We start from the raw sequence: 26576 nt of genomic DNA, 5'->3' as shown, positions 1-26576 counted from the left end.
GGATATCCGAACGTTCGGGGAGATATTTATGGAGAACTGCGAGGAGATACACAGGATATTCCTTTTACGGTTGCCATTGATAGTCTAATGCGCTGCTTCAGGAAGCTGGTTGACAGACTTCACGAGCTGAAAATCATTGCAGACAGGAATATAGAGAAAGCATACGAGGTAGCCCATGAGATGCTCAATGAATGGTTCCGACAACAGGGAGAATTCTTCCGAACTTTTATAGGAAGGCTCAGATCAGACATGAAAAGGCTGTTATGCCTACAGTAAAATTACCGGATTTGTCAGGGGATCGAATTGTTACATTTTTACTTCAGGCATGTCTGTAAGAGTAAGGGGCGACCTTTACTTTGGGTGTGGGAAACTCGAGTTAATTGAGTTTTTCAATTAGGCACTGGTGCTCCTTAGTTTTAGGATCGTAGTTAATACCTATAAGCAGCACATCGTTCGGATAATCGCCGTCACGGTATCTGCTGAAATATTCCTTTTCCTTAATCTGGTTCATGGCTTCTTCAGCGTTCAGACCATACTTGAACTCTATGAGCAGGATCGGAAGATTCATGCTTCTCTTAGGAGCATAAATCAGATCTGCGCTTCCTTTACCGGTCTGAAGTTCCCGGTAGCATTCGTATTCACGCTCGGTGCGCCACATAAGACCGGATATAAGGCAGAATACCATTGATTCTTCACGGTTGTAATTAAGCAGTGATACATTAGGAGAATTATGGATCTGAGTGATTATTTCCGCTGTTTTGTTGCCATCGAGAGAGGTTATCGCATTAAAAAGCAGCTCTGACCGCTCAATAATCGGCATGGAATTAAACCACGGCTGAGATTTTACCAGAGCGGCAAGAGCTGTTTTTATTTCCTTGTTAGGAACATAGGCAGCACGATCATTCCCTCCGTCATCCACGCACCCGAGATAACCAAGACATACCAGCAATGATAAAATATCATTCTCGTTCTTAATTGACACCATATCATTCTGGAAGGTTTGGCAATTAAACTGTATAACGTTGCCTTCAATAAGACGGATAATGTCATCCTTAATTCCGTCAAAATTCATGTTAATCAGATTTACAACTTCTTCATTTGAAGACGTTCCACTCCAATAGCTCTTGCATTTGCCATCATTAACAGCGGAAACTACTGAATTGGGATTATAAATATCAACGCCGTTAAGCTTATACCCTTCATACCATTCTTTCAGTTCTTGTAAAGATATGGCACATGAAGGGTTCTTAACAATTTCTGCAACTTCATCTTCTATAAAACCGAAATACTTCTCGTATGGCTCAGGAGAAAGCATGTTATATTCATCAAAACCGTTTAATGCAGATTGAGAGTTGTATTTTTTGATAGGAAGAATACCTGTGAGATAGGCAAATGCAAAACTGGCCTGACCTTTTTTGCCTTTAAACAATCCCCTCAAAAAATCAATAAAGGATTCCTGCAACTGGGTATCATTGCGATAATCACGGTAAATCAAATCCCACTCATCCATAATAAGAATAAATTGTTCTTTGGTGTGGTTACATATTTCCCTCAATGCTGATGAGAGATTTTTTTTACCTACTTTTCTGCTCTTACTGAGTAATTCTGCATAGCTTATATTTTCTTTCAGTTCTTCGATAACCGAGTACTGCAGATAATCAACAATAGTTGTGATTCCTTTAACCTGCAAATCTTCATCTTCTGTATAGGCAATATAATCATCTCTGATGGAGTTCATATCGATATAAATAACATCGTATTTGTTAAGGTGTTCAGTAAAGCTTTTTTCCTTGGAAATTTTCAGATTATCAAAAATCTTTTGTCCGTCATATTCTTTAGAATAGTAAGCTAGAAGCATATCGGCAGTGACAGTTTTTCCGAATCTGCGGGGACGAGTCAGAGACAGTAATTTCCCATCAGTATTAAGGAGTGTATTTATTTTGTTGATAAAATCTGTTTTATCAACAAATATCCTGGTATCTTTGGCTTCAACCAAATCAACAAAAGAATTACCTTCTACAGGATTTATAATATCACCCATAACTTTAACCTCTCCAAACTCAACATCATCAGCCATCATTTTACCACAGCATATAATTTTGATCCGTGATATGCAATTGAACTTAAAAGGAGTTGATGTCAAACCTTTATACTTTCTGCCATCTAATTTAACGGCTATACGCCGATTATTTAACATTTATCTGACGTTTATCAGAAAAGTATTAAATACAACTTTCCCAATTGTATAAGATCAATCTCCCCATGTTCTTCAAATGTCGCTATGAGTTTTCGTATTAGGTCTTAAACCCCCATTTTAAGGATACAGACAACAAAAGAAGGATAATTATGATGATAAGTGCGAATGGTAGTTTTTTGTGAGACTAAGAAACAACAGCAAACGTTGTTGTACTAGATTTAAAGCCGTTTTGATGTATAGATCAATCAATTGGGAAAGTTGTAATCAACTATTCAGCTACCATTCGATATAACTTGATCGGTATCTTGGTCGGTGACTTGGTCGGTCTCTACCGTTCAAGTTATTTTTTCAACCTGTATTTCTGATTCCTGCTATTGGGCTTATCCGGAATTGTCATTTCTATAACGCCACGACTGAGTGCAGGATTTAGATAGTTCTGCCTGAAGGTAGGTCTGTGAGATAATCCTAGACGCTTCATAATTTCAGTGGCAGAAAGAGCTTCTTTTCCTATAGCATCTCGCAGTTTATCAACCAAAGGATCTGTCTGCTCCTCCACGTCATCGTTTCCGACAACAGCAGTATTCTGCAAAGTGTCCAGAATGACCTGCAATAAAAATTCTACAAAAGCACTGCTATCAGCATCTCTGTCTGATTTGCCAAGAACATTATAATATTCTTCCTGTCGTGATCTTATAAGGTCTTCAACAGGTAACCAGTAGAATATCTCATTCCAGCGCCCAAGCAGCAGGCTGTGCCACATTCTCCCCAGGCGCCCGTTTCCATCGGCAAACGGATGAATAAACTCAAACTCATAATGGAAAATTGCACTTCTTATAAGCGGATGAATTTCTGATGTCTTATACCAGATAAATAAATCCTGAATCTGACCGGGAACCATATTTGCCGGAGGAGCCATATGAACCAGAGCTTTTCCGTTAAAAACTCCGACTCCGCCACTTCTGAATCTGCCATTTTCAGAAATAAGCTCTTTCATCATGGCTTCATGCGCCGTTAACAGATCATCAACAGAATAAGGATCTAAAGTCAGCATCATCTCATACGTGGTGTAGGCATTTTTAACTTCTTTGATTTCTACCGGATTGCCAAGAATTCTCTTGCCCCCAATAATAGCAGTAACCTGCTCTAAAGAGAGAGAATTATGCTCGATAGCTAATGAGGAATGAATTGTTCTTATACGGTTCTCTTTTCTTAGATGAGGAGTGAGGTTTCCCTTGGACAAAATTTTGATCTGTCCTAACTGCTCACTGATAGCGGCTACTAAATTTGTAATTTTGTCCGTCATGTGAAACGGAGGCTGGTACTTACTCACTATCTTATCCTTTTATTGGTGTAAAACTGTTTTAGCCGTAAACGAATCTCCAATGTTCGCTTTTTACCCGTGAATGTTCGCTTTTTCTTGCCTATAAAACGTTTTATTGGTTAAGAAACTGATGGTTTCCTTATGTAGCAGATTTCTCTGAAACAGTTATGACTATTTAAGTCGGAAATAACAGGTATTTTTTCCGGCTCCTTCGCGCTTTAATTCACCTGATGCAACCATATTTCTGAGAGCACCTTCAATTGAGCTTATACTTAATGAAGGACATTGTTCTCTGATATCCTGTTTTTTAAATCTGCCTATTTTATTCTGTGTTGCCATTCTCACCATGTCTAAAGCAGAGCGTCTGTTTTCAACAATCGCAAATCTGTCAGCAAAATCTCTATAAGCTGAAAGAATAGTACCAAGAAGGTATTTCACAAACGGAATAGGATCGTCCTGTCCTTCATGCCAGCCATCCTGCGATGCAGCAAGAGCATCATAATAAAGATCCTTATTTTTGGCTATTTTAGCCTCTAAAGAAATATATTTTCCTACATAAAATCCGCTACGGTAAAGAAGAAGCGTTGTCAGAAGTCTGCTCATTCTGCCATTGCCGTCATTAAAAGGATGAATGCACAGGAAGTCATGAATAAAAATTGGTATGGCAATTAACGGCTCCAGTTCCATATTTCCGATGACGCGATTCTACTCTTCACAGATACGATCCAGAGCCTCAGGTGTTTCATAAGGAGCAGGAGGAGCAGGAGGAGTAAAGAGTGTTTCGGCGTGTCCGTCAGGATATGTTGCACTGATATAATTCTGTACCGTTTTTGTTCTGCCTGCTACAGGGTTATTCATGTGGCTGTACAGGATTTTATGCAGTTGCAGAATGTAGTTTCTGGTAATGGGGATTGCATCAAAACTCTCATGGATAATTCCCAAAACATCTCTGTATCCAGCTATTTCCTGTTCAGCGCGATTTTTAGGAGTCGTTTTTTCTTCGACAAGCTGTCTTATGCGGATACTGGTGGTTACTATTCCTTCTATGGCATTTGACGCTTCTGTACTCTGAATTTTTACTATTTCTACCAGTTTTTCCAGCTCTTGAGGGCGTTGTTTCAGATACATTTCCTGCTTTCCGGCTTCACGATATATAGCCGCAATTAATCCAAGAAGCTCAGAATCCCACTTTTGGTCTTTAATCATTGAATAATTAAATTGTCACATTCCCCTGCCTCTATATTTTTCCCTTAAATAGAACTTTCCCAAATCGTAATACTATACATTCTTTTTTGGTCTGCCAGGAGATCTTTTAGTTGGTACTTCATCTTGTGGTAAAAGAGACAACTTTTGAAGTACCTTAACCTGAGACGGATTCATATTTATAAGTTGCCAATCACCCGAGTTAATTCTGGCTTGCTTAGCTCTTTTTAAAATTGACATGATTTTTTTATAGGTAAAAGTGTTCAGTAATTCAGCCTTATCAAATTTGTTAATCAATTTAAATGATAGAACAGTTGACAGGAAATTGCAGAATTCACTTCCTATGATTGAGTAATCATCATGCACTCTGGTTTCATCAAACAGACACGCATTTTTATAGAATCTCATTACAATTTCGATTTGCCACCTTTCTTTATAGATTTTGTAAACCAGCTCAGGAGGAATATCCAGGTCGCATTCAAGGATAATAGTGCCAAACTTATCTTTGCACTTTTTAAATTCTTCCTCATTCATTGAGTCATTTTTTCGAGCCCGTTCAATCCATGATTTTTCTTCAAGTGCGGCTTCATAAGAATCTCTAAACGAATAGAGCCATTTATTTATTCCGGAACATTTTTCTTTACGATAAGTAATACCCTCAAAACCAGAAATAATCTGATTAAAGTCCAGAAGGTTGTGAGTTTTAATAAATTTTGAATTTCGCTTAACAGGATTTAGATAATGTAAATCCTTATTCTCATCAAACTGCTCCTGAACAGCCGAAGATGGAAATCCCTTATCGGCAACTATTATTCCTTTTTTTATACCGTTTTCAACAATGAAGTCCTTATAACTCGTAACATCGAGCATATTTCCCGGGTAACATTTTGAACATACCGGTTCCATTCTGTCAAAATCAAATGCATACAGTACAGAAATATCTCTTGCTCCTTTAATTTTGGCTTTACGTGAATATTCTGATAATGAATTAATTTTTGATTCATTGGATTTCAATGTTCCATCGATTAGTAAGTGATGCTCTAATCCAACTTCCCCGGCTCTTTTTTGCATGAATTTTTTAATAGTGTTGCAGAATTTACCAAGATTTTTAAAAAACTCGGAAACAATATTCTTTGAAAGAGATATATTAGGGTACAGTTCAGAAAGGAAGCTGTTATCATAATATTCCTTTAGCTCATAATCTTTTATTCCCGGATAACAGACTCTCAGTATAGATATAGCAAATATTCTGTGAGCATCATCTTCGCTATATAATTCTTTTAGTTCCTCCAATATTCCTGAAAACAGCTCGTTGGACAGCATAATATTTGCCCAGTCCTTTAAGTCCAAATTAAATTCCGGATTATCTTTTTTCTTTGATAAATTGATATTTGGATTTTGATTTTTAGGCACATATTTACCATTAATAATATGCCCGATAGTCGGTCCATTGAGCGGTATATTCTTTCCGTTAACACGCTTGCAGCCGACTCTTTGTCTGACAGCGTACTTATCTTTATTTACTCCGTAAACAATAACAACAGTATTTTTAGGTCTTTCTACATCAAGAATATCTCTAGGTATTGGCATATCAAACTCCGCAAACATATAGTCTAATTATAAGCTATAATTAGACTATACTCAAGAAAAATTTCACAATTTTGTCGATATTTTTTAATTTTTTTAGAGAGAAAACGGGATTTATGTCTACCTGAAAACTGAGGTAGTTATGTTGTTGATTGTATATTGAGTAAATAATGAGATATTGAGACAAGATGTGCTCAATATTTGCACATCTTATATAGTATTACTAATTGGGAAATTTCTACTTAAATTATAACTAGAAAAAAGGGAATAAGGTAAGAGCTAAGGGAATAAAACAAACTATGCTACTCGTTTTTTAATTATCCTAATAAAACCGTAGCCACAACCTCTGTATCTCCCGGCTAAAGTGTGTTTTCAGATACAGCCCGAAATGCCTTTTTTCCCTCTCCCGTTCAAAACCACAAAACTCGTTAAACCCTTGATTGTACGGTCTTTTCAGCCGTTCTGTTCCCTTGACAGTAAAACCACCGTCTCGACGTGCCTGTTTTGAAAAACCTGAGCCTCTGTACCGAAATTACGGAACGCTCCCACGAAAAAGCCCGCTCCGGATTTTCCGGAACGGGCTCGTTTTATATTTGGCTAATCAGAGAGCCGGAACTCAGTTCTCCTGCTTCTCAGGCCGATCCTGACCTTCAGGCTGAGCCTCCTCACTGGCCGGCTGGAACACCGGTTCGCCGTCATCTTCAGGCTGCGGAATCGGATTTTCCTCATTAGCTTCAGGTACAGCTTCCGGGACGGCCTCTTCTTCAGAGGAAACTACCGGAGCTTCTTCGGGGACGTTCCCGGCAGAAGCTTCCGGAGCAACCGGGGTTTCGGTTTCCGGAACATCATCCTCATTGATCATGCTATTGATCTCTTCCTCGCTGGGAACCGGCTGAGCGGCCTCTGCTTCCTGAGGTGCTTCAGGCTGCGGAATAAGTTCCTTAATGGAAAGCTTGATGCGGCCCTGTCTGTCCAGAGCAAGAACCTTGACATCAACCTGCTGGCCAACCTGGATATAGTTGTTGATATCCTCAATTCTTTCCCAGGCAATCTGAGAAATATGCACCAGGCCGTCCTTGTTGGGCAGAATGTTCACAAAAGCGCCAAACTCGGCAACCTTGGTAACAGTACCGTGATATACAGCTCCGATTTCCACCTCGGCAGTGATTTCCTTAATGCGGCGCACTGCTTCCTTGGCCCGGATGCCGTCAGCGGCGGCAATCTTTACCACACCGTCATCAGAAATGTTGATATCGGTGCCGGTTTCCTCGGTGAGAGCCCGGATTACAGAACCGCCCTTGCCGATAACATCCTTGATCTTGTCCGGAGAAATGGTGATAGTGGTAATCCGCGGAGCATACTGGGAAATCTCCGATCTCGGAGCCGGCAGAGCCTGATTCATTACAGAAAGCACATGCATTCTGGCTTCGTGGGCCTGCTTGAGAGCAATCTGCATGATTTCACGGGTAATGCCTTCAATCTTGATATCCATCTGGAGAGCGGTAACACCCTCGGAGGTTCCGGCAACCTTGAAGTCCATATCACCCAGATGATCCTCATCACCGAGAATATCGGTGAGCACCTGGAATCTGTCCCCTTCCTTCACCAGACCCATGGCAATGCCGGCAACTGCAGCCTTACAGGGAACACCGGCATCAAAGAGCGCCAGTGAACCGCCGCAGGTGGAAGCCATGGAGCTGGAGCCATTGGATTCGGTAATTTCCGAAACCACGCGGATAGTGTACGGGAAGGTCTCCGGATCCGGAAGAATAGCAGCCAGACCGCGCTTTGCCAGACGGCCGTGGCCGATTTCACGGCGCTTCGGAGATCCGATACGTCCGATTTCGCCCACACAGTAAGGAGGGAAGTTGTAATGAAGCAGGAATCTGTCGGTTCTCTCGCCGCAGAGCTCGTCAATAATCTGAGCGTCTCTTTCGCTGGCAAGGGTACAGGTAACCATAGCCTGGGTTTCGCCACGGGTGAAGAGAGCTGAACCGTGAACGCGCGGCAAAAGTCCGGTGCCTACAGTGAGAGGACGAACCATCTTGGTGTTACGGCCGTCGATTCTGGGCTCCCCGTTAAGAACCCTCTCGCGCACAATGCTCTTTTCCAGAGAATGGAAATACTGACCGGCACGGGATTTGTTAAGCTCTTCGCCTCTGCCCTGGGCTTCGCTTTCCAGAGTGGCGATTACTGCATCCCGAATCTCGGCAATCTTGTTCTGACGTTCCAGCTTGTCAGTAATACGGTAGGCATCTCCAAGAGAAGCACCTGCCAGTTCGCCGATTCTGTTCTTAAGACCTTCGTCCACTTCAGGAGGCTGCCAGTCCCAGGGCTGCTTGTTCACAGCAGCAGCAAATTCCAGAATGGCATCAATAGCCACCTGCATCTGCTCATGTCCGTACATTACGGCACCGAGCATAGTATCCTCAGGAAGAATAGCAGCTTCAGATTCCACCATCAACACGGCCGGCTTAGTGCCTGCCACCACAAGATCAAGCTTGCTTTCGGGCATCTCGGACTTCAGCGGGTTAAGAACATATTCTCCGTTGATATAGCCCACCCGGGCAGCCCCAACCGGTCCCCGGAACGGAATTCCGGAAATCTGCAGAGCAGCGCCGGTACCGATAAGGGAAATGATGTCGGTAGGAATTTCCGGATTGGCGGATACCACGGTAACAATTACCTGAACCTCATTGGTAAAGCCGTCCGGAAAGAGCGGACGAATGGGTCTGTCGATAAGACGGGCAATGAGAGTTTCTCCCTCTGACGGACGACCTTCGCGCTTGAAATATCCGCCAGGAATACGGCCGGCGGCATAGGAGCGTTCCTGATAGTCAACGGTAAGCGGGAAAAAATCCTGATCCTCCTTGAGGGGATCCTTATCCTTCTTGCCCACAACCGTTACAAATACCGAAGTATCATCCATACTTGCCATAACAGCAGCATCTGCCTGACGGCCCATTGCCCCGGTTTCCAGGGTAATGGTATGGCGACCGTACTTAAACTGTTTAACTATAGGGTTCACTCTGATTACCTTAAATGTTTGCAAAATCACGTTTTTTTACGTCGGCAATAGTATAGTTTTAACCTTTCTCTTCAGCAACAAAAAAAGGGAGCAAAATAGCTCCCTTTGTGCGGATCTTAAAAAAAATCTACTAGCCGCGGAGACCAAGCTTCTTGCAAAGCTCGGCATGGCGGTTTTCGTCCTTGCGCTTCAGATAGGCAAGAAGGTTGCGACGCTCGGCAACCATGCGGAGCATGCCGCGACGGCTGTGATGGTCCTTCTTGTGAACTGCGAAATGACCCTGCAGATGATTGATCTGAGCAGTAAGAAGAGCTACCTGAACTTCAGGAGAACCGGTATCACCCTTGGAACGGGCATATTCGGCTACGATCTGAGCCTTTGCTTCGGTGCTTAGTGACATTGTAAACCTCTGTAAATGTTAAGTTGAGATACACCCGCGGCCGATCACTAACTCAGCCGGGGTAATAAAAGTGTGCGAATTCTATCAGAAAAAAACAGGATTGGCAAGGTATCAGTAAATTCTCCCCCGGGCATTTCCCTTGGTATTGGAATAGCCTCCTATGGAAAGACCAATAAGAGTGCCCACCGTACTGGCATGACAGATGGCCCCGGCCAGAGCATCGGCGGCGTCAGACTGCGGACAGCCGCTGAGACGGAGAGTTCTCACCACCATCTCCTGCACCTGAAATTTCTCCGCATTGCCATAGCCTACCACCGATTTTTTTATCTGCCGGGCGGTATACTCATAAACGGGAATGCCGCTGTTTACTGCGGCCACCACGGCAGCTCCCCGGGCCTGTCCCAGCTTGAGGGCGCTGGCAGCGTTATTGGACATAAAGACCTCCTCCACTGCCACATAGTCCGGATGCCACTCGGCGATAACCTCGCAGATTCCCTGATAAATCTGTCCCAGTCTCAGGGACAGCGGCTTGTCATCCATTCTGATGCAGCCGGAATCCAGGTAGGTAAGCTCCCCGCCGGCGGATTCAATAACCCCGAAGCCCGTTACCCGCGAGCCGGGATCAATTCCCATGATTATTGCCATTTCATAATTTCCAGAAAATCACTCACCGGAACCGGACTTAGCGGCCTCCTCCTTCCGGACCTGTTCCTGTTTGGCCTTCTCCTTGCCGGCCCGCCGCTCTTCGAAATAGCCGTCCACGCCATCGCGAACATTATTCCAGCCGGACTCCAGGGCATCCCCTGCCTCGGAAAGGGCATTGTCAATGGTCTTGCCGGCCTCTGTCATCGCCGCACTCAGCTCCTGGCCGGCCTTTCTCCAAGAATCCCGGGAAGTCTCGGCATCGGTTTTGTAATTCCAGTCAATGCCGTTCACGAGATCCGGAGCGAGAAATGCCGTCAGGTCGTGGGTATTCTTGTCACAGAGCTCCTGATCCATGGCATTGCCGAGGCCGGATTCCTGATGCCTGGCCTTGAGACGCTTCTTCACCTCAATGGCGGCACTGGGGGATCGTGCCCCCAGATCCCGGAATACGGCATCCAGGCTTTTCTGGTAAAAATCTCCGTAACGGCAGTCTACTTTCGGGACGGTATAGGTTTTAACACTGTCTCTCGAAAACTCGCTCCTGGGGTTCCCGGCTGAAGCTCCGGAGGATTGGGCAGGTTTCACAGGATTTTCGGTGCTGTTACTGTCCCCTTTCAGAAAATTATCCACCGCCTTTCCGGCCTCGTCGATCCCGGAGCTGACCGTATCCATAAGCTGTCCCATGGTGCCCTTTCTGGCATATTTCTCGCCCAGAGCGGCCAGATGCTCGGCATCCAGATCGCACACTTCCTTTACAACAGTGGCGCTTCCGGATTTGTCATGAAGAAATTCCCTAACGGCAGCAGACTGCCCCGGATACCGGTCGTCAACCCGGGAAAGAACATCCGCAAGACTGTGATCATAGGAACTCTGACTGGAGCAGTCCACCGCTCCGTATTCTCCGCAGCCCTGAAGACACGCCGCCAGAGCCGTCATACTGATAATCATTCTCCAACCCGGTAAATACTTCATATTCAGCCTCGCAGAAACAAAAAAGATTAAAGACACCCGAAAAGCGCTGGATTGCAGAATCCGGAAAAAAAGCTCCAGCCTCCGTTATCCGGTTCAGACAGTGGGAACTTACCACACTATTATCTTAGATACAAACAAAAACCGCAGGTTCTCCGGAATCGCATTCCGGCTGAAAATTCCCTGCTGCTCCGAGAACAGCCTAAAAGCGCGGAACCGCCCGGCGCCTTCTGCTCTCCCTACGGGAAACAGCAATTTTCGTTCAAAGGGACTCTGGATGAAATCCGGACAAGAGAACTGCATGACAGGCATTTCTGTTCGGGAGCTCTAAACAGCGGGTGCCGGCACGCAGAAATTCACTTCTCCGGACATCCGGCCCGGATACCGGACACTGGATATAAAAAAATTCAAAAAAGTGTTGACAGAGAATAAAAATAGAATATAATACGCCTTGTTTTCACAAACACCCTTTCTTCGAATGGGTCCTTAGCTCAGTTGGTAGAGCAGTTGACTCTTAATCAATTGGTCTACGGTTCGAACCCGTAAGGACCCACCAAGTCTCCAGTTTTCATATTTTCTCAAATCTTGGCTTTTCTTTCAGCACATTGCTTTGTTCTTCGTATTAAACCCTATGTTTTTAATTTGAATCCTGTTTACTCTGCGCCCCTCTGACCGGAACCATAATACCCCGCTGCCGCCAGTCCAGTGTTATATGACCTCGCTGAACACCTGCACACTGTCTGATCCCGTTAATTATGACCGGAATGGCATTCTGCCCTTTCGTTTGCACTGTCCCAGAATATTCTCATTGCCACATTCATAACTATCAGATTCATTGTCTTCGGCTGCACTTTACCACTCAGACACTATTTATCCCACCGCTTCCATACTTTTTGCATCAGAAACTCCCAAAACTCTCATATTGCGGTCACCACAGCTAAAACAGCCTCTAAAAGCCCATTATCTGGTTAAGGATTAACCATTTTTTAACTTTTTTCACCATTTTTTTAAAAATAACTTGCTTTATCATCAAAAAAACGTATCATGTGCACATCGCCAGACGCGATACCCTGTTATGGGTCCTTAGCTCAGTTGGTAGAGCAGTTGACTCTTAATCAATTGGTCTACGGTTCGAACCCGTAAGGACCCACCAGAACAGGTTCCCCAGTGGTCGCTTAGCTCAGCTGGGAGAGCATCTCCCTTACAAGGAGGAGGTCATAGGTTCGATCCCTATAGCGACCACCATTCTGATTCTTCTGAATTCTCACTTATTTTGTTTTTTCAGTCTTTTACAGTTTTTTTGCAGTTTTCTTTGGTTACCTGCTTCAGAAGCTGCTAATGACCTTTAGCAGGATACCCCTAGCCTTTTACCCGGCAAGATTCCGGAAATCCGGGATAGCCGGCCCTAATAAAGTCCTCTCCGGTGCGGTACCGTTATAGCCGGAAATTCCGGCCGTAGCAGGCTTCGGGATAAAATTCCAGAAATCCGCTATTCCCCGGGCATTGTACTCCCGTATCTTCGGATTCCGCCAGAGCTCCGCCACTGGATAAAAGAACGACGGCCCCGGGGGCAGCATGTCCTTAATCATTTTCATGGTTACGACCGCTGTCTGTACTCCCTTTTCCGCCGCTGAAGGTCGTCTTCGCCCGTATAAAGCCTCATGCCAAAGAAAAATCCTGAAAACATCCGGATTTCAGAGTCCCGCAAACTGTCAGCCTGGAAACGGCTCCAGCTTCTCCAGAAGATCCCTTAGCTCCGGCGGCAGAGGAGCAGTTACTGTCACCGTCTTCCCGGCTCCGGGATCCTGAAAGGTGATTTTTTCAGCATGCAGAAACATCCGGGACAGTCCCAGGGGAACAAAAGGGGCATCGTTTTCCCGCCGGCCGTACTTTTCATCACCAAGAATAGGAAATCCCCGATAGGCCAGGTGCACTCTTATCTGATGGGTTCTCCCGGTTCTCGGAAAGCATTCCAGCAGAGTGGCTGAGCTGTAGGCCTGACGCACTCTGAATTCCGTGACCGAGGGCTTTCCCGCCGCTTCGTTTACCCTGACAATCCGTTCTCCAGAAGAGAGCGTAATCCGTTCCAGAGGAGCCCGTACTGTACAGCCTCTTTTGTTAAACGCTCCCGGTACCAGTGCCAGATACTGCTTCTGCATCTCCTTCTCCCGGAATTCTTCATGAAGAAGTCTGAGCACGCTTCTCTTTTTGGCAATGATAAGACAGCCTGAAGTTTCCCGATCCAGTCTGTGGGCCAGCTCCAGATAGCGCAGCTCCGGACGGAGAGCTCTCAGAGCCTCAATAACACCGTAGTCAACCCCGCTGCCGCCGTGCACGGCAATATGAGCCGGCTTGTTAAGCACCAGGAGACCATCGTTCTCATAAACAATGCAGTTCTCCAGAACCGCAACCTTGTCCAGATTTCTGGAGGGCAGAATCACCGGCGCATCAGAAACTCTGACAGGCGGAATTCTAACGCGGTCTCCGGCCATTACCTTGTATTCCGGCTTCGTTCTGCCACCGTTCACCCGCACCTCGCCCTTTCTGATAATGCGGTAAACCATGCTTTTGGGAATCCCCTTGAGAACCCGGATAAGATAATTGTCCAGGCGTCCGCCCTCCTCCTCCGGAGAAACCTCCCGAAAGCTTACCTCTTTTCTGACCTCTGATATGTCCTTCATAAAACCGCCATCCGTGCCTCATATTCCAGAAACTCCGCTATTGTCTCACAGATGCCAGGGATCAAGATAGTGGCAGGAATAACGATTGATATAAACGGCGGGGCTTTTCCCGCAATTAAAAGTTAAAAACCGCACCGGTCTCAAAGTTAAATTGTCAAAAAACTGCTAGACTCGTAAATATGCTGTTTTGCCGCAGGTTCCGGCACTTATCCGGATCTCTCCCAGCATGACCTGTCAGACAACAGATAACACGCTGTTTGTCAGAATGTTGTTCCACGATAAAGGCGTGGTAATAGGGTAATAGAAGTTATCAAGAAAGTGAGGTGCGTCATGCGTTGCTTCCCCTGTTTTTTAGTACTGCTTGTGCCATTCATAATGAATGAAGCCTTAGCTCAGACCACTGAAGATCAAAAATGCGGCAACCTGCTTTCGAAGCTGGCTCCATCGGAAGGACATCTCAAATATGACATCGCCACCGCCAGCGGCCGGGAAAAATTTGTAAAGGAGCTGTACAAGGCCTGCTTCAACCAGACACTGCAGGGAAATCATGGCAGCAGCATGAACGGGGATTTTTTTAGAGCAACTCTTCCGGTGCTGACGGAAATCGCCGCAGAAAATCACCGCTACGTCTACGACTGGCAGAAAACCGACGATAAATGGCTCGCCCAGAGCGGAAAGCAGTGGAACTTCAACAGCTTTACCTATTCCGAAAACAGCGGCACAGACAGAGCCGGTGACTACACTTATCCCAGACCCGGACATTCCCCGCATGTCAGGGTATCTGAAGTGGCAACGGGACAGATTAATGCCTTTATCAGGAATGTTCCCGCCTGGAGCGACGGATCCGGGGAAAACTCTATCGTTAAGACCTCTGATACCCTCCGTATCAGCTTTAAGGGACACCCCGAAATCATAATCACCACTGCCCCGGAGAGCGTCATCACTCATACAGTACCGGTTACCGCCGGGGATATTGTGGCAGACGAGAAAAAGCTTTACCTGAGTTCAGGAAAAACATCCTACAGCCTGACTCTGAACATTTCGGGGCTTTCAGATGCTGAAATCGCCAGAAGCCGCAGCATTTATGCTCATCTGGCGGCAAACACCCACATCTTCGATTTTACGCTGAACTGCTCCGACTCGGCTTCCGAAAACCGCTGCCGGAACCTTAATCTCGCCGGAGTAAAATTCTCCAGCAGATACCAGGAGGCGGATGAAAACGAATTTTTCCGGATTTCCGGAAACACGGAAAACGGCTGCTCTCCCTCGCAGTTCAGCTTCGAGACCTGCAATGACAGCTCCTGTTCCTCAGCCACTCCGTATTCCGGCATGGTTACTCTGTCCAGCGATCTTTATTCCACCGGCTCCTCCGGAACGGTCTGGCTTAATCCGTCCTACGGAAACCGCCATATCTCCGTCTCCATTACCGGAAAAAACGGCAGCATCTACTACTGCGGTACCGCAGCCTCGCCCGCCGAAAGCTGCACCTTTGATATTGCTGGCTGCCATACCTCTGCAGTCACCAAAACCGAGCAGTACATAAACGAACCTAACAGCACCCTTAAGGTCTCCATGGCCGGAAGCCTCAGCAGCGACACCGTAACACCGGAAAACATGAGCCTAACCTTCAGCGCCGGCAACACCCCGCTGACCGTAAAAACAGCTCAGGGCAGTACCACCATCCAGGCCGGACGAACTGGTACCGTGGAGGTCCCAGTGGCCATTACCGAAAACGGGGATGCCGTTCTGACCCCGGAATTCACCATTACCTCCCCGCATTTCCCGGACAGTAATACCAGGGTCACCGGCATGACCATCAAATACCGGACAAAGACCGAACCTGCCGAGGTCATTGCGGTAAAGCTCGCTCCGGAAAGCGGAGATCTGTTTGACATTCAGGTTCTCAGCCTCCCCTATGCCATCTGCGGCAAAGCCGACGATACCGAGGGACATACCGTAACCCGTCTCGATATCGGAAGAGAATACCGGCTCAGTACCTATGCCGTGAAGTGTCCGGACTCCGGCTGTCCGGCAGAACCAACCGGCGAAAAGCTTAAAAGAATCTGCGTGCCGGAAAACAAGGTGGCCGTTACCGGCAAAAACTATAGCAGGATTCTCTCCGACACCTTCAGCGTCATCGATCCCGGCAAGATTTTCCGCTGGCAGCAGAATCCGTCTGACAGCAGTACCGGTGCCTTTATTGCAGGCAGTTCCGAAAACGGGGAGAACAGCATTCTAAAGCTGACACAGAACTGTTCGGCTCCCCCGGCGCCCGGTTTTAACACCGATTCCGAATACTGTCTCAGCATCAGAAATTCAGCCGGCTGGTTCAGCATGACATCGGAAAAGCCCTTTACAGAGATCTCCACCCTGAAGCCCACCCACTTCTTCAGCCCGGTTTTTGCGGCCTACCCGGTTCACATGGCAATAAACGAGGGCTGGCTTCACATAACCGATGATCTTTACAGAAGGAAGTCTATTTCCCAGACTCAGGCAGATTTTGAAAACTTCACCGGCATAAGAGAGATTTCTGCCACCTGTCCGGCCTATTACGGGGAACCTCTGAGTTTTTCCGGGTTTATTACCGGCACCGACAGCTCCGGAGCCTCTGTGGATTATATTCCGGATGCCTACCTGAACACCGGAGCTTCCGAGCCCCCCTTTAAGGCGATTATCACCAGAATCACCCGGGATGAAGCCGGAAATATCACCGCCGGAAAGAGCATAAGATCCCCCAAGGACTACACTCTTGATTTCAACAGTACCCTGGATGCCCACTGGATGCGTCCGGTATATCAGGCCTACACAACAAAGCACGGCTACCCGCTGAGATTCACCTTTACCACCTCCCGGGCGGAACTGACCACTCCCGAGGAAATCCGGGCCGGAGGCTGGCTGAACTTCAGCTACTGTCTCCCTGACAACGACAATTTCGGCAACGGGTGCAGCGGCTATCTGGAGATTACAGGCCGGCCGAATATCAGAAGCCTGCTTCCCGACGGCAGTCCCCTGGAGGCAAAATTTGACGGGACCATCTCAGACAGCGACAGGTTCACCTTCTTCACCCCCATGTCCTTTGCCCCGCAGCTTCATTACGGCAGGCTGGTATCTCAGATTACCCAGGGAGAAACGGATGTCATTCATACTCCGGTATCGCTGCAGTACTACGCGGGCGACGGCAACTGGAATATCAGCGACTCCGATTCCTGCACCGAGCTGCATCTCCGCAATCCGGACTCCAAAGCTGCGGAAAATCTGATTTTCAGCAAAACCATCTCGGACTACACGGATTCGGGAATCCGGGCTGCGCTTAGCGCCTATGAAAAAATAGAGCTCATACCGGTATGCCACGGCACCGACAGTACCACCGGCTGCCAGCAAAACGTAAACAGCTTTATTGAAAACACCACCGGCAGATTTAACAGGGGATATCTGTGGCTCCAGGGAACCCAGATCAACTGTAAAATCAGAGATAACTGCGCGCTGGAGTACCGCCTTAAAAGTTCAGGAACCCTGGGAGAAAACTCCCTGGATCACCTCTATGACAGTCAGACTTCCAACGGCGGCGTGATCTTCAAAAGCCATAAAAGCTCTGCCAGAATAATCGACCGGAAAGAGGTCTATAACTGACAGAGGCCGGCGCGGGACACACCCCCGCGCTGTTCAGCATTTTCGCCGGCCAGTTCCGGCGTTTCTTTTTTACTTACCTGCTCGCTCCGGAGTTTTTATGAAAAATTCACTTATTGCCGCCGGATTCCTTCTTCTGGCCCTGTCAGTTGCCGGACTGGCCTTTATTCCCGGAATCACCAGAGGAGCGGACTCCTTTTCTGAAAGACTCGAAGGCACCTGGGCTGAAACCTTTCAGTATAAGGACAGTCCCCGGATGCTACTCCTGTTCAGAGGAAAAGAAGTAACCTTAAGGAATTTTTTTAAAAATGACGTTACCACTGACTACCGGATCTCCGAAGTCTCCCAGGAAGGGTTTACCGTTTATTTCGAGTTTACCCACAAGGTTAAGCGGGGCAACGGGAGAATTATCGACCGGAGAGAGATTTTTGAATATCTCTACCATACGGATCAGGGACATCCCATGCTCTCCTCACGGGATTTTGAGTACGACGGCCGGGGCCCCATTATTCTCACAGAATTCATGCGGGAAAAGGAGCTTATTGACGGTTATGAATCGGAGATGCGCAAAACTCTGAACTACAGAGATCCTGTTCCGACATATGTGGAAGAGAATGCCGGAGGCCGTACAGAAGATAAGGCAGCGCCCGAAAGTACAGAATAAACTCTGAAAACCGCGAATCCGAGCCTAAAAACTGTTTAATTATTCAGCAATTTGATTAAAAAAGCACCGCTACCGCTCGGATTTTAAGTTTTTTTTAAATAAATCTTGCATAATAAAAAAAATCGGGTATCATAAGCACCGTTGAAGCACGAAGCACAACGGGTTACCGCGGGTCGTTAGCTCAGTCGGTAGAGCAGCGGACTTTTAATCCGTTGGTCGACGGTTCGAATCCGTCACGACCCACCACCGTGCGGCGCACTTCACATCCCAGACTTTGGGTCCTTAGCTCAGTTGGTAGAGCAGTTGACTCTTAATCAATTGGTCTACGGTTCGAACCCGTAAGGACCCACCAAAAGTCGATTTGTATGGTCGCTTAGCTCAGCTGGGAGAGCATCTCCCTTACAAGGAGGAGGTCATAGGTTCGATCCCTATAGCGACCACCATACAAATTTCCATCTCACGATGGTCGCTTAGCTCAGCTGGGAGAGCATCTCCCTTACAAGGAGGAGGTCATAGGTTCGATCCCTATAGCGACCACCATCTAAATTTTTATCCATCCATTCTGTTATTTCTCAGTTCGTTTTCTGTCTGTTTTCTGATGTCATAACGGCTGTTTTGTAATTTTACAGTTACTCTGAGAGCAGCCCGTATCAGACCTCTGAACAGCAGAACCGGGATTTGCTTCCCCTGCCATTTTTACTGGCAGTCTCTTTGATAAAGCACGCTTCCTGTACCTGCCGGGAAAAGCCCGGCCTAAGCCCCGGAAGTACGTCTCTTTAGCGCCCCTGGAAATCCCCCGGCATAACATGACAAAATGCGGGTTTCCTGTCAGTCCAAGAATATATTACAAAACTTCCCAGGGATTCTTCCGGACAAATAAAAAGAACCGGCATTACTGAATTCACAGCCTGCCGGTTCTCTCTCATCTGACGTTCTAAGTTCCCCGGAAGGAACTCTCAGTCATGGATTACTTAACGTCGCAATCCTTCAGACTCCAAATGTTGTCCGCATAGTCCTGGATAGAACGGTCGGAATTGAACTTGCCCATGGTAACAGAGTTAACAATGGCGGCATGAGCCCACTTCTTCTTGTCCTTGTAAAGCGCGTCGATACGGGCATGAGCTTCGCTGTAGGAAGCAAAGTCAGCCAGAGCCAGGAAGGCATCGCCGGCACCCAGAAGAGCGTGCTTGATAGAAGCCAGCTCGCCAGGACGGCCCGGAGTGAAGTAGTCACTGTCAAGCCAGTCAAGAGCCTGTCTGATCTCGTTGTTGCTGTTGTAGTAATCCCAGGGGTTGTAGCCTCTGGACTTGAGCTCTTTAACCTCAGCAACGGAAAGACCGAAGATGGCATTGTTCTCAATACCGGCCTCTTCAACGATTTCGATATTGGCGCCGTCCATGGTTCCCAGAGTAATAGCACCGTTCATAGCCAGCTTCATGTTGCCGGTACCGGAAGCCTCGTATCCGGCAGTGGAGATCTGCTGGGAAACGTCGGCAGCCGGAATCAGCTTCTCAGCCAGGCTGACGCGGTAGTTAGGCATGAACACCACCTTGATCTTGCCGTTAATGCGCGGATCGTTGTTGATGCGCTCGCCCACCTTGTTGATGGCAAAGATGATATCCTTGGCAGTCTTGTAGCCCGGAGCAGCCTTGGCACCGAAGATGAACACATGCTTGCAGATATCAAGATCCGGATTCTCCAGAAGCCGGCGATACAGAGCCAGAATGTAAAGCAGGTTCAGCTGCTGGCGCTTGTATTCATGAAGACGCTTAATCTGAATGTCGAAGATGGCATCCGGATCAACCTCAATTCCGGTTTCTGCCTTGATTACCTTGGCAAGCTTAACCTTGTTGTGATGCTTGATATCCATGAACTTCTTCTGGAAATCGGCATCATCAGCAAACTTAACCAGATCCTTAAGCTCGTCAAGATGTACCGGCCAGGAATCGCCAATCTTGGAGGTGAAGAGCTCGGCCAGTTCCGGGTTACAGTTGCAAAGCCAGCGGCGCGGAGTTACACCATTGGTTACGTTGCAGAACTTTTCCGGCCAGATTCTGGCATATTCAGGGAACAGATCGGTGCGAACCAGATCAGAGTGCACCTTGGCAACGCCGTTAACCTTATTGGAGCCGATAACTGCCAAATTGCCCATTCTGACCTTCTTGCAGTCGCCTTCTTCAATAATGGAAAGCTTGGACTTGACATTGTTGTCGCCCGGGAAGACCCTCTCGCACTCGCCGTTCAGGAAGCGGCTGTTGATCTCGTAGATAATCTCGAGATGACGCGGCAGAACCTTTTCAAAGAGGTAAACCGGCCACTTTTCCAGAGCTTCCGGGAGCAGGGTGTGGTTGGTGTAGGCAAATACCTGGTAGCAGATACCCCATGCAGCATCCCATTCCATGCCTTCCTCATCCAGGAAAATACGCATGAGTTCGGCAATGGCGATGGTCGGATGGGTGTCGTTCAGCTGAATGGCCACCTTGGCAGCAAATTCGGAGAAGTCTACCACGCCGTCCTTGCCGGTATGAGCACGCTTGTAACGACGGAGAATATCCTTGATGGAGCAGGAGCAGAAGAAGTACTGCTGGGTAAGACGGAGGATCTTGCCTGCTTCGGTAGAATCGTTAGGATAAAGAACCTTGGAAATGGTCTCAGCCTTGTTCTTTTCCACCTGGGCATCCACGTAACCGCCGGCATTGAATACGTCCCAGTCGAAGGACTCGGTGGAACGGGATTCCCAGAGACGGAGAATGTTAACGGTCTCGCCGTTGTAGCCCACTACCGGAATATCCCAGGGCACACCCTTCACCATGCTGGAAGGATGCCATATCTTCTTGATGGAGCCGTCTTCCTGGAATACAGTCTCCACATGACCTCCCAGAGGAACTTCCTGAACAGACTCTGGACGGCAGATTTCCCAGGGATTGCCGTATTCACGCCAGGTATCCGGACGCTCGATCTGCCGGCCGTCACGGATTTCCTGACGGAACAGACCGTTCTCATAGTGGATGCCGTAGCCGATGGCCGGCATGTTAAGGGTGGCCAGGGAATCCAGGAAGCATGCAGCCAGACGGCCGAGACCGCCGTTGCCGAGGGCCATGTCCGGCTCCTGCTCGCAAAGATCGGTAAGCTCGATACCCAGAGACTTGAGAGCCTCCTCGCAAACCTTGTAAAGGTGCAGGTTGTAAAGATTGTTGGAGGTCAGACGGCCCATCAGGAATTCAGCTGAAAGGTAATGAACAGCACGGGTATCGTGCTTGAAGTGAGTCTGCTGAGTCTGGGTCAGACGCTCGTAAACCAGGCTGTTTACCGCAGCACAGGTAGCCATCCACCAGGACTGCTTGCTGGCCTTCTGCTCACTGGTTCCGAGAGTGGAATGCAGATGCTCGATAATCTTTTTCTTGAAAGCGTCAGGAGTAAGATCAAAGAAACTGCTGGTTACATTCTTTGCAGCAGTCTTCTTAGCAGCAGTTGCGGCCTTCTTTTCAGCAGGTGCAGCCTTCTTCTCAGCAGCAGGTGCAGCCTTCTTCTCAGCAGCAGGTGCGGCCTTCTTCTCAGCAGCAGGTGCGGCCTTCTTTTCGGTAGCAGGTGCAGCCTTCTTTTCGGCGGCAGGAGCAGTTTTCTTCTCAGCAGCAGCCGGAGCAGTCTTCTTCTCTGCTTTAACGGCAGTAGCTTTCTTAGTTGCCATAAATAATTTCCTTTTTTTAGTCTGGGAGAAACCCATCTCATGCAGAAGTGCCCATTCTCTCCTCAGGACAAGGAGTTCGAATATTCAGATACACTCCCGCACAGTTAACACGGCAAATAGTAGCCAATAGCAGATGTTATGTATTTGATCTGAATCAATTTTTACTTATTTTTTTGACTTTTATCACCAAAATTCGCCGGTGCGGGATTTTTTTTGAAAAAAATTGCCTTAAAATGCGCTATTGAGTTTAATAATGTGACATTAATCACATTTGGTTTTTTTATGGTTCTCCGACCCTGTAACGGGGGATTATCTCTCCTCCGTTTTCCCCTGTTTCTTTCTTATCCGACCTTCCGCTCCAAGCCAGGATCCCGCTCCGGTATACCGCTCCGGTATACCGCAAATTCCTTCACCTGCTTTCAGAAACCGTTAAGGCTTTAACAGGCCGGATCGCCTGAACCCCAATAGCGGTCAGGCAATGGTACAGCTTCCAGGACACTTCAGCACTGTTATCCAGCCGCTTCAGACTCCCGCCCTAAGAATGCCGCGGGCTAGTATTTCCCACCGCAGATAATAGCTCCCGGCCGTCCCGAAGCCAGGACAGTATTTTAACCTTTGAAACAGCACCAAGGCCGCAACTCGTCATATTCCGGAAAACTGACACTGCCCGGATAATCCTGAGCCGCTGTTTGCACTGTGCCTCCGGTTTCCTTCCCCGCGGCGCTGCTAATGCGGAAAGTCTTCCCGAAATGCGTGCCGGATGACTCAGCCGGGTACTGGCATAAAACCAGCCGGAATTCCCTTCATAATCCCGGGAATTTCACACCTATTCCGGACAGAGATCCGGGATCCTCTTTCAGATCATGACGAAATTTTCTGATCAGCTTCCGAACTCTGTGCATAAAAAAACCGGGGAATCCCCCGGTCTTTTCTGAATTATGGCACTGAATGCCCCGCAGACTCCGTCTTACACTCCGGCCTTCTTCAAAGCGGCGCTGACAATTTCCTGAGCCTCCTTCTGGATCTGCTTAAGGTGTTCCTCGCCTTTGAAGGATTCCATGTAAATCTTGTAGATAGCCTCGGTGCCGCTGGGTCTGGCTGCAAACCAGCCGTTTTCGGTTACCACCTTAAGACCGCCGATAGAGGCGCCGTTTCCAGGAGCACTGGTCAGCTTGGCAACAATCTTTTCTCCGGCCATGGTCTCGGCTTCAACCATTGCAGGATCCAGCTGGGAAAGCACCTTCTTCTGCTCGGTATTGGCGGCAGCATCCACCCGGTTGTAGACGGATTCGCCAAATCTGGCACTGATTTCATTGTAGAGAGTCTGGGGATCCTTGCCGGTTACCGCCAGGATTTCTGCTGCCAGAAGACACATGATGATGCCGTCCTTGTCGGTGGTCCAGACCTTGCCGTTACGGCGCAGGAAAGACGCACCGGCAGATTCCTCGCCGCCAAAGCCGTACTCGCCGGTGAAAAGTCCCGGAGAAAACCACTTAAAGCCTACCGGAACCTCCTTCAGGGGCCGGCCGATGCTCGCTACCACCCGGTCAATAATGGAGGAGGATACCAGGGTTTTGCCGACAGCCGCATTGCTGCTCCATTCCGGTCTGTGGGTGAAAAGATACTGAATAGCCACTGCCAGATAATGATTGGGATTCATGAGGCCGGACTTGCAGACAATGCCATGCCGGTCATAATCGGGGTCATTGGCCACAGCGATGTCAAACTTGTCCTTATGACTGATCAGACTGGCCATGGCATAGGGGCTGGAACAGTCCATTCTTATCTTGCCGTCCCGATCCAGGGTCATAAAGCTGAAGGTCGGGTCCACCCGATAGTTGACCACCTCGATGTCCAGACCATAGGTCTCGGCAATAAGATCCCAGTAATAAACACCGGATCCGCCCAGAGGATCCACACCGATCTTGATGCCGGCCTTCTTTATGGCCTCCATGTCAATGATATTGATAAGATCATCCACATAGGGCTTTCTCATATCAACCTGCTGCACGTTAGGCATGGCAAGCGCCTTTTTGAAGGGAACCCTCTTAACATCGCGGAGATCGTTCTCCAGAATCGCATTGGCCCGATCCTGAACCCACTGGGTAATCTCGGTGCCGGCCGGTCCGCCGTTCACCGGATTGTACTTGATACCGCCGTCTACCGGAGGATTGTGGGAGGGAGTAATTACAATGCCGTCAGAAAGATCGCTGTCCCGGCCTTCGTTGTAGGTCAGTATCTGGTGGGAAATCACCGGGGTAGGAGTGTAGCCGAAGTCCTTTTCGATGCGCACCTGACAGCCGTTGGCAGCCAGAACCTCCACCGCAGTGGCCAGAGCAGCCTCGGAAAGAGCATGGGTATCCATTCCCACAAAAATGGGTCCGGTAACCCCTTCCTTTGCGCGATATTCGGCAATGGCCTGACATACAGCCAGAATATGTGATTCGGTAAAGGCAGAATTCAGGGAGCTGCCGCGATGGCCGGAGGTGCCGAAGCTCACCCGCTCCTCCGCTTTGGACATATCGGGCTTGTTAAGATAATAGGCCGTCATGAGACGGGGAATATTAGTAAGATCTTCCAGTCTGGCAGGCTTGCCGGCAAAGGGATGTAATGCCATTTTAAATCCTTAAAAATAGGTCTGATTCTGCACTTTAGGTCTGTAGTCAGCTTAAGCAGCCGGTTTCAAAGGCTTTCCGAAAAAAGGTTTTCATACCGGCCGCCGATTATTGTTGTAATGCGCTAAATATACCACATCGGGGATATTCTGTAACATAGTATCCGGACTCCGGGGCATCAAAAAAACTTTACAGGCCCCGCAGAACGGAGTTTTCAGGAACTCAGCTGGTCAGCTTCCGGAAGCCGTCCTGGTTTTCCTTTCCCAGCCGGCCTCCTCCATATTATGAATGTTTTCACGGGAGGGAGAAAGCCGTACCGGTGCCCCGCCGTCATCATCCTCAAGAACAAAGTCCTCTCCGGCATTGGCCTTGGGATACAGGCTTCCGGCACATTCCTCGAAGCATATCTGGGCTCCGGCCGAGAGATGATCCGTCAGAGTAACAAAGGTATCTTCAAACTCCTCGCCGTCCTCCGCCTCGGACGAGGCCCGGCAGTAGCCGTCCAGATCCGACAGAAATTCCTGTGCCTCCCTGGAAAGCTTCCTGCCGCCGGGCTTCCGGCAGGAAAACCCGGTCAGAAAGCCGTGAGCCAGTTCTATCAGGCATGCCGCCCGATCCATAGCCGGAGTTCCGTCCCCGGGCAGCAGAAGATGCATCCCCTCTCCGGAAAGATACTGCTCTATGATGCCGCTTACGGTTTCTCTCAGCCAGGTCCGGACATTCCTGGGAAACTGTTCGCCGTCATTGACCAGATTGCGCACCAGCTCCTCAAAATCCCGTCCGTCCTCCCGGAACCCGGCCGCTATCAGTCCCATCAGGAGGCCGTAAACATCGGAAGGAGAGCCGTATATTCCGGCGCCCCGCATAAGATCCTCGGCATCCCTGTAGTTAAGAACAATTTTCATGAAGTAAACAACTCCGCTTTTTCCGCTGCATATGTCTTTATGCATCCTGTGCCGTCCCATTATAAAGCATCTCAAAAAAACTTAGTATAATTTGCTCAGGATCACATTATTCATGTATAATTCCGGCGGTGGTCAATAACTGTCCATCCGATCTTTAACCGTTTTTAATCAGCATCGAGTTACTATCATGGAAGCAACGTCCAAAGATACCCGCGGTTCCTTTGCCGCAAAGAAAACCCCCGCCACTCCGAAGGGACTTTTAAATATTGCTGTCAGAGCTGCCCGCGCCGCCGGCGAAATTATCAACAGAAACTTTGAGGATCGGGATCATATTACCGTACAGGAAAAGGCCAAGGACGATCTGGTAACCAATGTTGACCGGGAATGCGAGAACGCTATTAAAGGCGTGATTTCCCGCTATTATCCCGAGCACGGCATTCTTGCCGAAGAAAGCGGCAGCTCCAAAAACACCGCAGATTCCGACTATCTCTGGGTTATTGATCCCCTTGACGGCACCACCAACTTCTGCAAGGGCATTCCCCACATTGCAGTTTCCATCGGCGTCAAAATCAAGGGCATCACCTCTGTGGGCGTGGTGTACGATCCTATAAGAAACGAACTCTTTACCGCCACCAAGGGCGAAGGAGCCATTCTTAACAACAGAAAAATCCGGGTAAGCAATATCAAGGGGCTGGATACCGGTATTTTCGCCACCGCCTTCCCCTGCCGGAACCGGGAGCATCTGGAACATTACCAGAAGATCTTAGCCAGAGTATTCAGCCGCTGCGCTGATATCCGGAGAGCCGGTACCGCCAGTCTGGATCTGGCCTACGTGGCAGCCGGCCGCATGGATGGCTACTTCGAGCTCTGCCTGAAGCCGTGGGATTTCTGTGCCGGAGAGCTTCTGGTGCGCGAGGCCGGCGGTGTGGTTACTGATTTCGAGGGCAAGCCGGATTATGCCAAAAACGGCAACATCGTGGCAGCCAATCCCTATGCAATTCAGAATCTGCTCCGGGAAATCAAGGCAGCCGGCTGATAATTAAGCA

Annotated in this window: 18 protein-coding genes and 7 tRNA genes; 11 read left to right on the top strand and 14 right to left on the bottom strand. The window is 48.1% G+C overall.

The window, feature by feature from the left end; translation table 11 throughout:
• On the top strand, nucleotides 1-276 hold a 276-nt coding region (locus F557_RS22990), incomplete at its 5' end, for a hypothetical protein (RefSeq protein WP_026297861.1).
• 100 nt (nucleotides 277-376) lie between these two features.
• Here F557_RS22990 and F557_RS0109830 read toward each other — a convergent pair.
• The 9 genes from F557_RS0109830 to F557_RS0109795 all read right to left on the bottom strand — a co-directional run bounded on the left by F557_RS0109830 (nucleotide 377) and on the right by F557_RS0109795 (nucleotide 11329).
• Complete coding sequence (locus F557_RS0109830) at nucleotides 377-2077, bottom strand: AAA family ATPase (protein WP_245539403.1); 1701 nt, start codon at nucleotides 2075-2077, stop codon at nucleotides 377-379.
• 460 nt (nucleotides 2078-2537) lie between these two features.
• Nucleotides 2538-3527: a Fic family protein gene (locus tag F557_RS0109825; protein ID WP_026297859.1), complete on the bottom strand. Its 990-nt coding sequence runs from the start codon at nucleotides 3525-3527 to the stop codon at nucleotides 2538-2540.
• Between the two features lie 162 nt (nucleotides 3528-3689).
• Complete coding sequence (locus tag F557_RS22985) at nucleotides 3690-4205, bottom strand: Fic family protein (RefSeq protein WP_019002053.1); 516 nt, start codon at nucleotides 4203-4205, stop codon at nucleotides 3690-3692.
• 18 nt (nucleotides 4206-4223) lie between these two features.
• A complete protein-coding gene (locus F557_RS22980) occupies nucleotides 4224-4724 on the bottom strand; it encodes a Fic family protein (protein ID WP_019002052.1) in 501 nt (166 codons plus the stop codon).
• A gap of 72 nt (nucleotides 4725-4796) precedes the next feature.
• Nucleotides 4797-6311 (bottom strand): transposase, encoded by a 1515-nt coding sequence (locus F557_RS0109815; protein WP_019002051.1) that lies wholly within the window; start codon nucleotides 6309-6311, stop codon nucleotides 4797-4799.
• A gap of 613 nt (nucleotides 6312-6924) precedes the next feature.
• Nucleotides 6925-9336 carry a polyribonucleotide nucleotidyltransferase gene (gene pnp / locus F557_RS19545; RefSeq protein ID WP_084761614.1) on the bottom strand — a complete coding sequence of 804 codons (2412 nt, stop codon included), beginning with the start codon at nucleotides 9334-9336 and terminating at the stop codon, nucleotides 6925-6927.
• Nucleotides 9337-9466: 130 nt separating this feature from the next.
• Nucleotides 9467-9736 carry a 30S ribosomal protein S15 gene (gene rpsO, locus F557_RS0109805; RefSeq protein WP_019002049.1) on the bottom strand — a complete coding sequence of 90 codons (270 nt, stop codon included), beginning with the start codon at nucleotides 9734-9736 and terminating at the stop codon, nucleotides 9467-9469.
• A 111-nt stretch (nucleotides 9737-9847) separates the two neighbouring features.
• The gene (gene ruvC, locus F557_RS0109800) at nucleotides 9848-10381 is read right to left on the bottom strand and encodes a crossover junction endodeoxyribonuclease RuvC (RefSeq protein WP_019002048.1); all 534 of its coding nucleotides are present in this window, start codon (nucleotides 10379-10381) and stop codon (nucleotides 9848-9850) included.
• 18 nt (nucleotides 10382-10399) lie between these two features.
• Entirely contained in the window at nucleotides 10400-11329 is a 930-nt protein-coding gene (locus tag F557_RS0109795) for a hypothetical protein (protein ID WP_019002047.1), read from the bottom strand.
• A gap of 501 nt (nucleotides 11330-11830) precedes the next feature.
• Between F557_RS0109795 and F557_RS0109785 the strand changes: the two genes are divergently transcribed.
• From F557_RS0109785 to F557_RS0109775, 3 genes are all read left to right on the top strand, one after another.
• Nucleotides 11831-11906: transfer RNA gene (locus tag F557_RS0109785), tRNA-Lys, on the top strand.
• Nucleotides 11907-12427: 521 nt separating this feature from the next.
• A tRNA-Lys gene (locus F557_RS0109780) sits at nucleotides 12428-12503 on the top strand.
• Between the two features lie 16 nt (nucleotides 12504-12519).
• A tRNA-Val gene (locus F557_RS0109775) sits at nucleotides 12520-12595 on the top strand.
• Nucleotides 12596-12717: 122 nt separating this feature from the next.
• Here F557_RS0109775 and F557_RS0109770 read toward each other — a convergent pair.
• Nucleotides 12718-12945 (bottom strand): hypothetical protein, encoded by a 228-nt coding sequence (locus F557_RS0109770; protein ID WP_019002045.1) that lies wholly within the window; start codon nucleotides 12943-12945, stop codon nucleotides 12718-12720.
• A 117-nt stretch (nucleotides 12946-13062) separates the two neighbouring features.
• The gene (gene rluC, locus F557_RS0109765; protein WP_019002044.1) at nucleotides 13063-14031 is read right to left on the bottom strand and encodes a 23S rRNA pseudouridine(955/2504/2580) synthase RluC; all 969 of its coding nucleotides are present in this window, start codon (nucleotides 14029-14031) and stop codon (nucleotides 13063-13065) included.
• 375 nt (nucleotides 14032-14406) lie between these two features.
• On the opposite strand from rluC, the gene F557_RS0109760 reads away from it, so the two are divergent.
• From F557_RS0109760 to F557_RS0109735, 6 genes are all read left to right on the top strand, one after another.
• Entirely contained in the window at nucleotides 14407-17661 is a 3255-nt protein-coding gene (locus F557_RS0109760) for a hypothetical protein (protein WP_019002043.1), read from the top strand.
• Nucleotides 17662-17758: 97 nt separating this feature from the next.
• The gene (locus tag F557_RS0109755; protein WP_019002042.1) at nucleotides 17759-18322 is read left to right on the top strand and encodes a hypothetical protein; all 564 of its coding nucleotides are present in this window, start codon (nucleotides 17759-17761) and stop codon (nucleotides 18320-18322) included.
• A 170-nt stretch (nucleotides 18323-18492) separates the two neighbouring features.
• A tRNA-Lys gene (locus tag F557_RS0109750) sits at nucleotides 18493-18568 on the top strand.
• Nucleotides 18569-18598: 30 nt separating this feature from the next.
• Nucleotides 18599-18674, top strand: a tRNA-Lys gene (locus tag F557_RS0109745).
• A 15-nt stretch (nucleotides 18675-18689) separates the two neighbouring features.
• Nucleotides 18690-18765, top strand: a tRNA-Val gene (locus tag F557_RS0109740).
• Between the two features lie 21 nt (nucleotides 18766-18786).
• A tRNA-Val gene (locus tag F557_RS0109735) sits at nucleotides 18787-18862 on the top strand.
• 427 nt (nucleotides 18863-19289) lie between these two features.
• Here F557_RS0109735 and F557_RS0109725 read toward each other — a convergent pair.
• From F557_RS0109725 to F557_RS0109710, 3 genes are all read right to left on the bottom strand, one after another.
• Nucleotides 19290-22010 carry a glycogen/starch/alpha-glucan phosphorylase gene (locus F557_RS0109725; protein ID WP_019002040.1) on the bottom strand — a complete coding sequence of 907 codons (2721 nt, stop codon included), beginning with the start codon at nucleotides 22008-22010 and terminating at the stop codon, nucleotides 19290-19292.
• Nucleotides 22011-22977: 967 nt separating this feature from the next.
• Nucleotides 22978-24627 carry a phosphoglucomutase (alpha-D-glucose-1,6-bisphosphate-dependent) gene (pgm, locus tag F557_RS0109715; RefSeq protein WP_019002038.1) on the bottom strand — a complete coding sequence of 550 codons (1650 nt, stop codon included), beginning with the start codon at nucleotides 24625-24627 and terminating at the stop codon, nucleotides 22978-22980.
• A gap of 228 nt (nucleotides 24628-24855) precedes the next feature.
• Nucleotides 24856-25530 (bottom strand): UPF0149 family protein, encoded by a 675-nt coding sequence (locus F557_RS0109710; RefSeq protein WP_169335186.1) that lies wholly within the window; start codon nucleotides 25528-25530, stop codon nucleotides 24856-24858.
• Between the two features lie 187 nt (nucleotides 25531-25717).
• Between F557_RS0109710 and suhB the strand changes: the two genes are divergently transcribed.
• Nucleotides 25718-26566 carry an inositol-1-monophosphatase gene (gene suhB, locus F557_RS0109705; RefSeq protein WP_019002036.1) on the top strand — a complete coding sequence of 283 codons (849 nt, stop codon included), beginning with the start codon at nucleotides 25718-25720 and terminating at the stop codon, nucleotides 26564-26566.
• Nucleotides 26567-26576 lie beyond the last annotated feature (10 nt).

The organism is Succinimonas amylolytica DSM 2873 (genome assembly GCF_000378405.1).
GTDB lineage: Bacteria > Pseudomonadota > Gammaproteobacteria > Enterobacterales > Succinivibrionaceae > Succinimonas > Succinimonas amylolytica.
Note: the sequence above shows the minus strand (reverse complement) of the source record. Positions and strands in the feature narration are given on the sequence as shown.

What these genes read in the sequence shown, in the direction of transcription:
- F557_RS0109830 (WP_245539403.1), bottom strand. Translation starts at nt 2,077, where the DNA reads ATGGCTGATGATGTTGAGTTTGGAGAGGTTAAAGTTATGGGTGATATT.
- F557_RS22985 (WP_019002053.1), bottom strand. Translation starts at nt 4,205, where the DNA reads ATGGAACTGGAGCCGTTAATTGCCATACCAATTTTTATTCATGACTTC.
- F557_RS22980 (WP_019002052.1), bottom strand. Translation starts at nt 4,724, where the DNA reads ATGATTAAAGACCAAAAGTGGGATTCTGAGCTTCTTGGATTAATTGCG.
- F557_RS0109815 (WP_019002051.1), bottom strand. Translation starts at nt 6,311, where the DNA reads ATGCCAATACCTAGAGATATTCTTGATGTAGAAAGACCTAAAAATACT.
- rpsO (WP_019002049.1), bottom strand. Translation starts at nt 9,736, where the DNA reads ATGTCACTAAGCACCGAAGCAAAGGCTCAGATCGTAGCCGAATATGCC.
- ruvC (WP_019002048.1), bottom strand. Translation starts at nt 10,381, where the DNA reads ATGGCAATAATCATGGGAATTGATCCCGGCTCGCGGGTAACGGGCTTC.
- F557_RS0109795 (WP_019002047.1), bottom strand. Translation starts at nt 11,329, where the DNA reads ATGATTATCAGTATGACGGCTCTGGCGGCGTGTCTTCAGGGCTGCGGA.
- F557_RS0109770 (WP_019002045.1), bottom strand. Translation starts at nt 12,945, where the DNA reads ATGAAAATGATTAAGGACATGCTGCCCCCGGGGCCGTCGTTCTTTTAT.
- rluC (WP_019002044.1), bottom strand. Translation starts at nt 14,031, where the DNA reads ATGAAGGACATATCAGAGGTCAGAAAAGAGGTAAGCTTTCGGGAGGTT.
- F557_RS0109760 (WP_019002043.1), top strand. Translation starts at nt 14,407, where the DNA reads ATGAATGAAGCCTTAGCTCAGACCACTGAAGATCAAAAATGCGGCAAC.
- F557_RS0109755 (WP_019002042.1), top strand. Translation starts at nt 17,759, where the DNA reads ATGAAAAATTCACTTATTGCCGCCGGATTCCTTCTTCTGGCCCTGTCA.
- F557_RS0109725 (WP_019002040.1), bottom strand. Translation starts at nt 22,010, where the DNA reads ATGGCAACTAAGAAAGCTACTGCCGTTAAAGCAGAGAAGAAGACTGCT.
- pgm (WP_019002038.1), bottom strand. Translation starts at nt 24,627, where the DNA reads ATGGCATTACATCCCTTTGCCGGCAAGCCTGCCAGACTGGAAGATCTT.
- F557_RS0109710 (WP_169335186.1), bottom strand. Translation starts at nt 25,530, where the DNA reads ATGAAAATTGTTCTTAACTACAGGGATGCCGAGGATCTTATGCGGGGC.
- suhB (WP_019002036.1), top strand. Translation starts at nt 25,718, where the DNA reads ATGGAAGCAACGTCCAAAGATACCCGCGGTTCCTTTGCCGCAAAGAAA.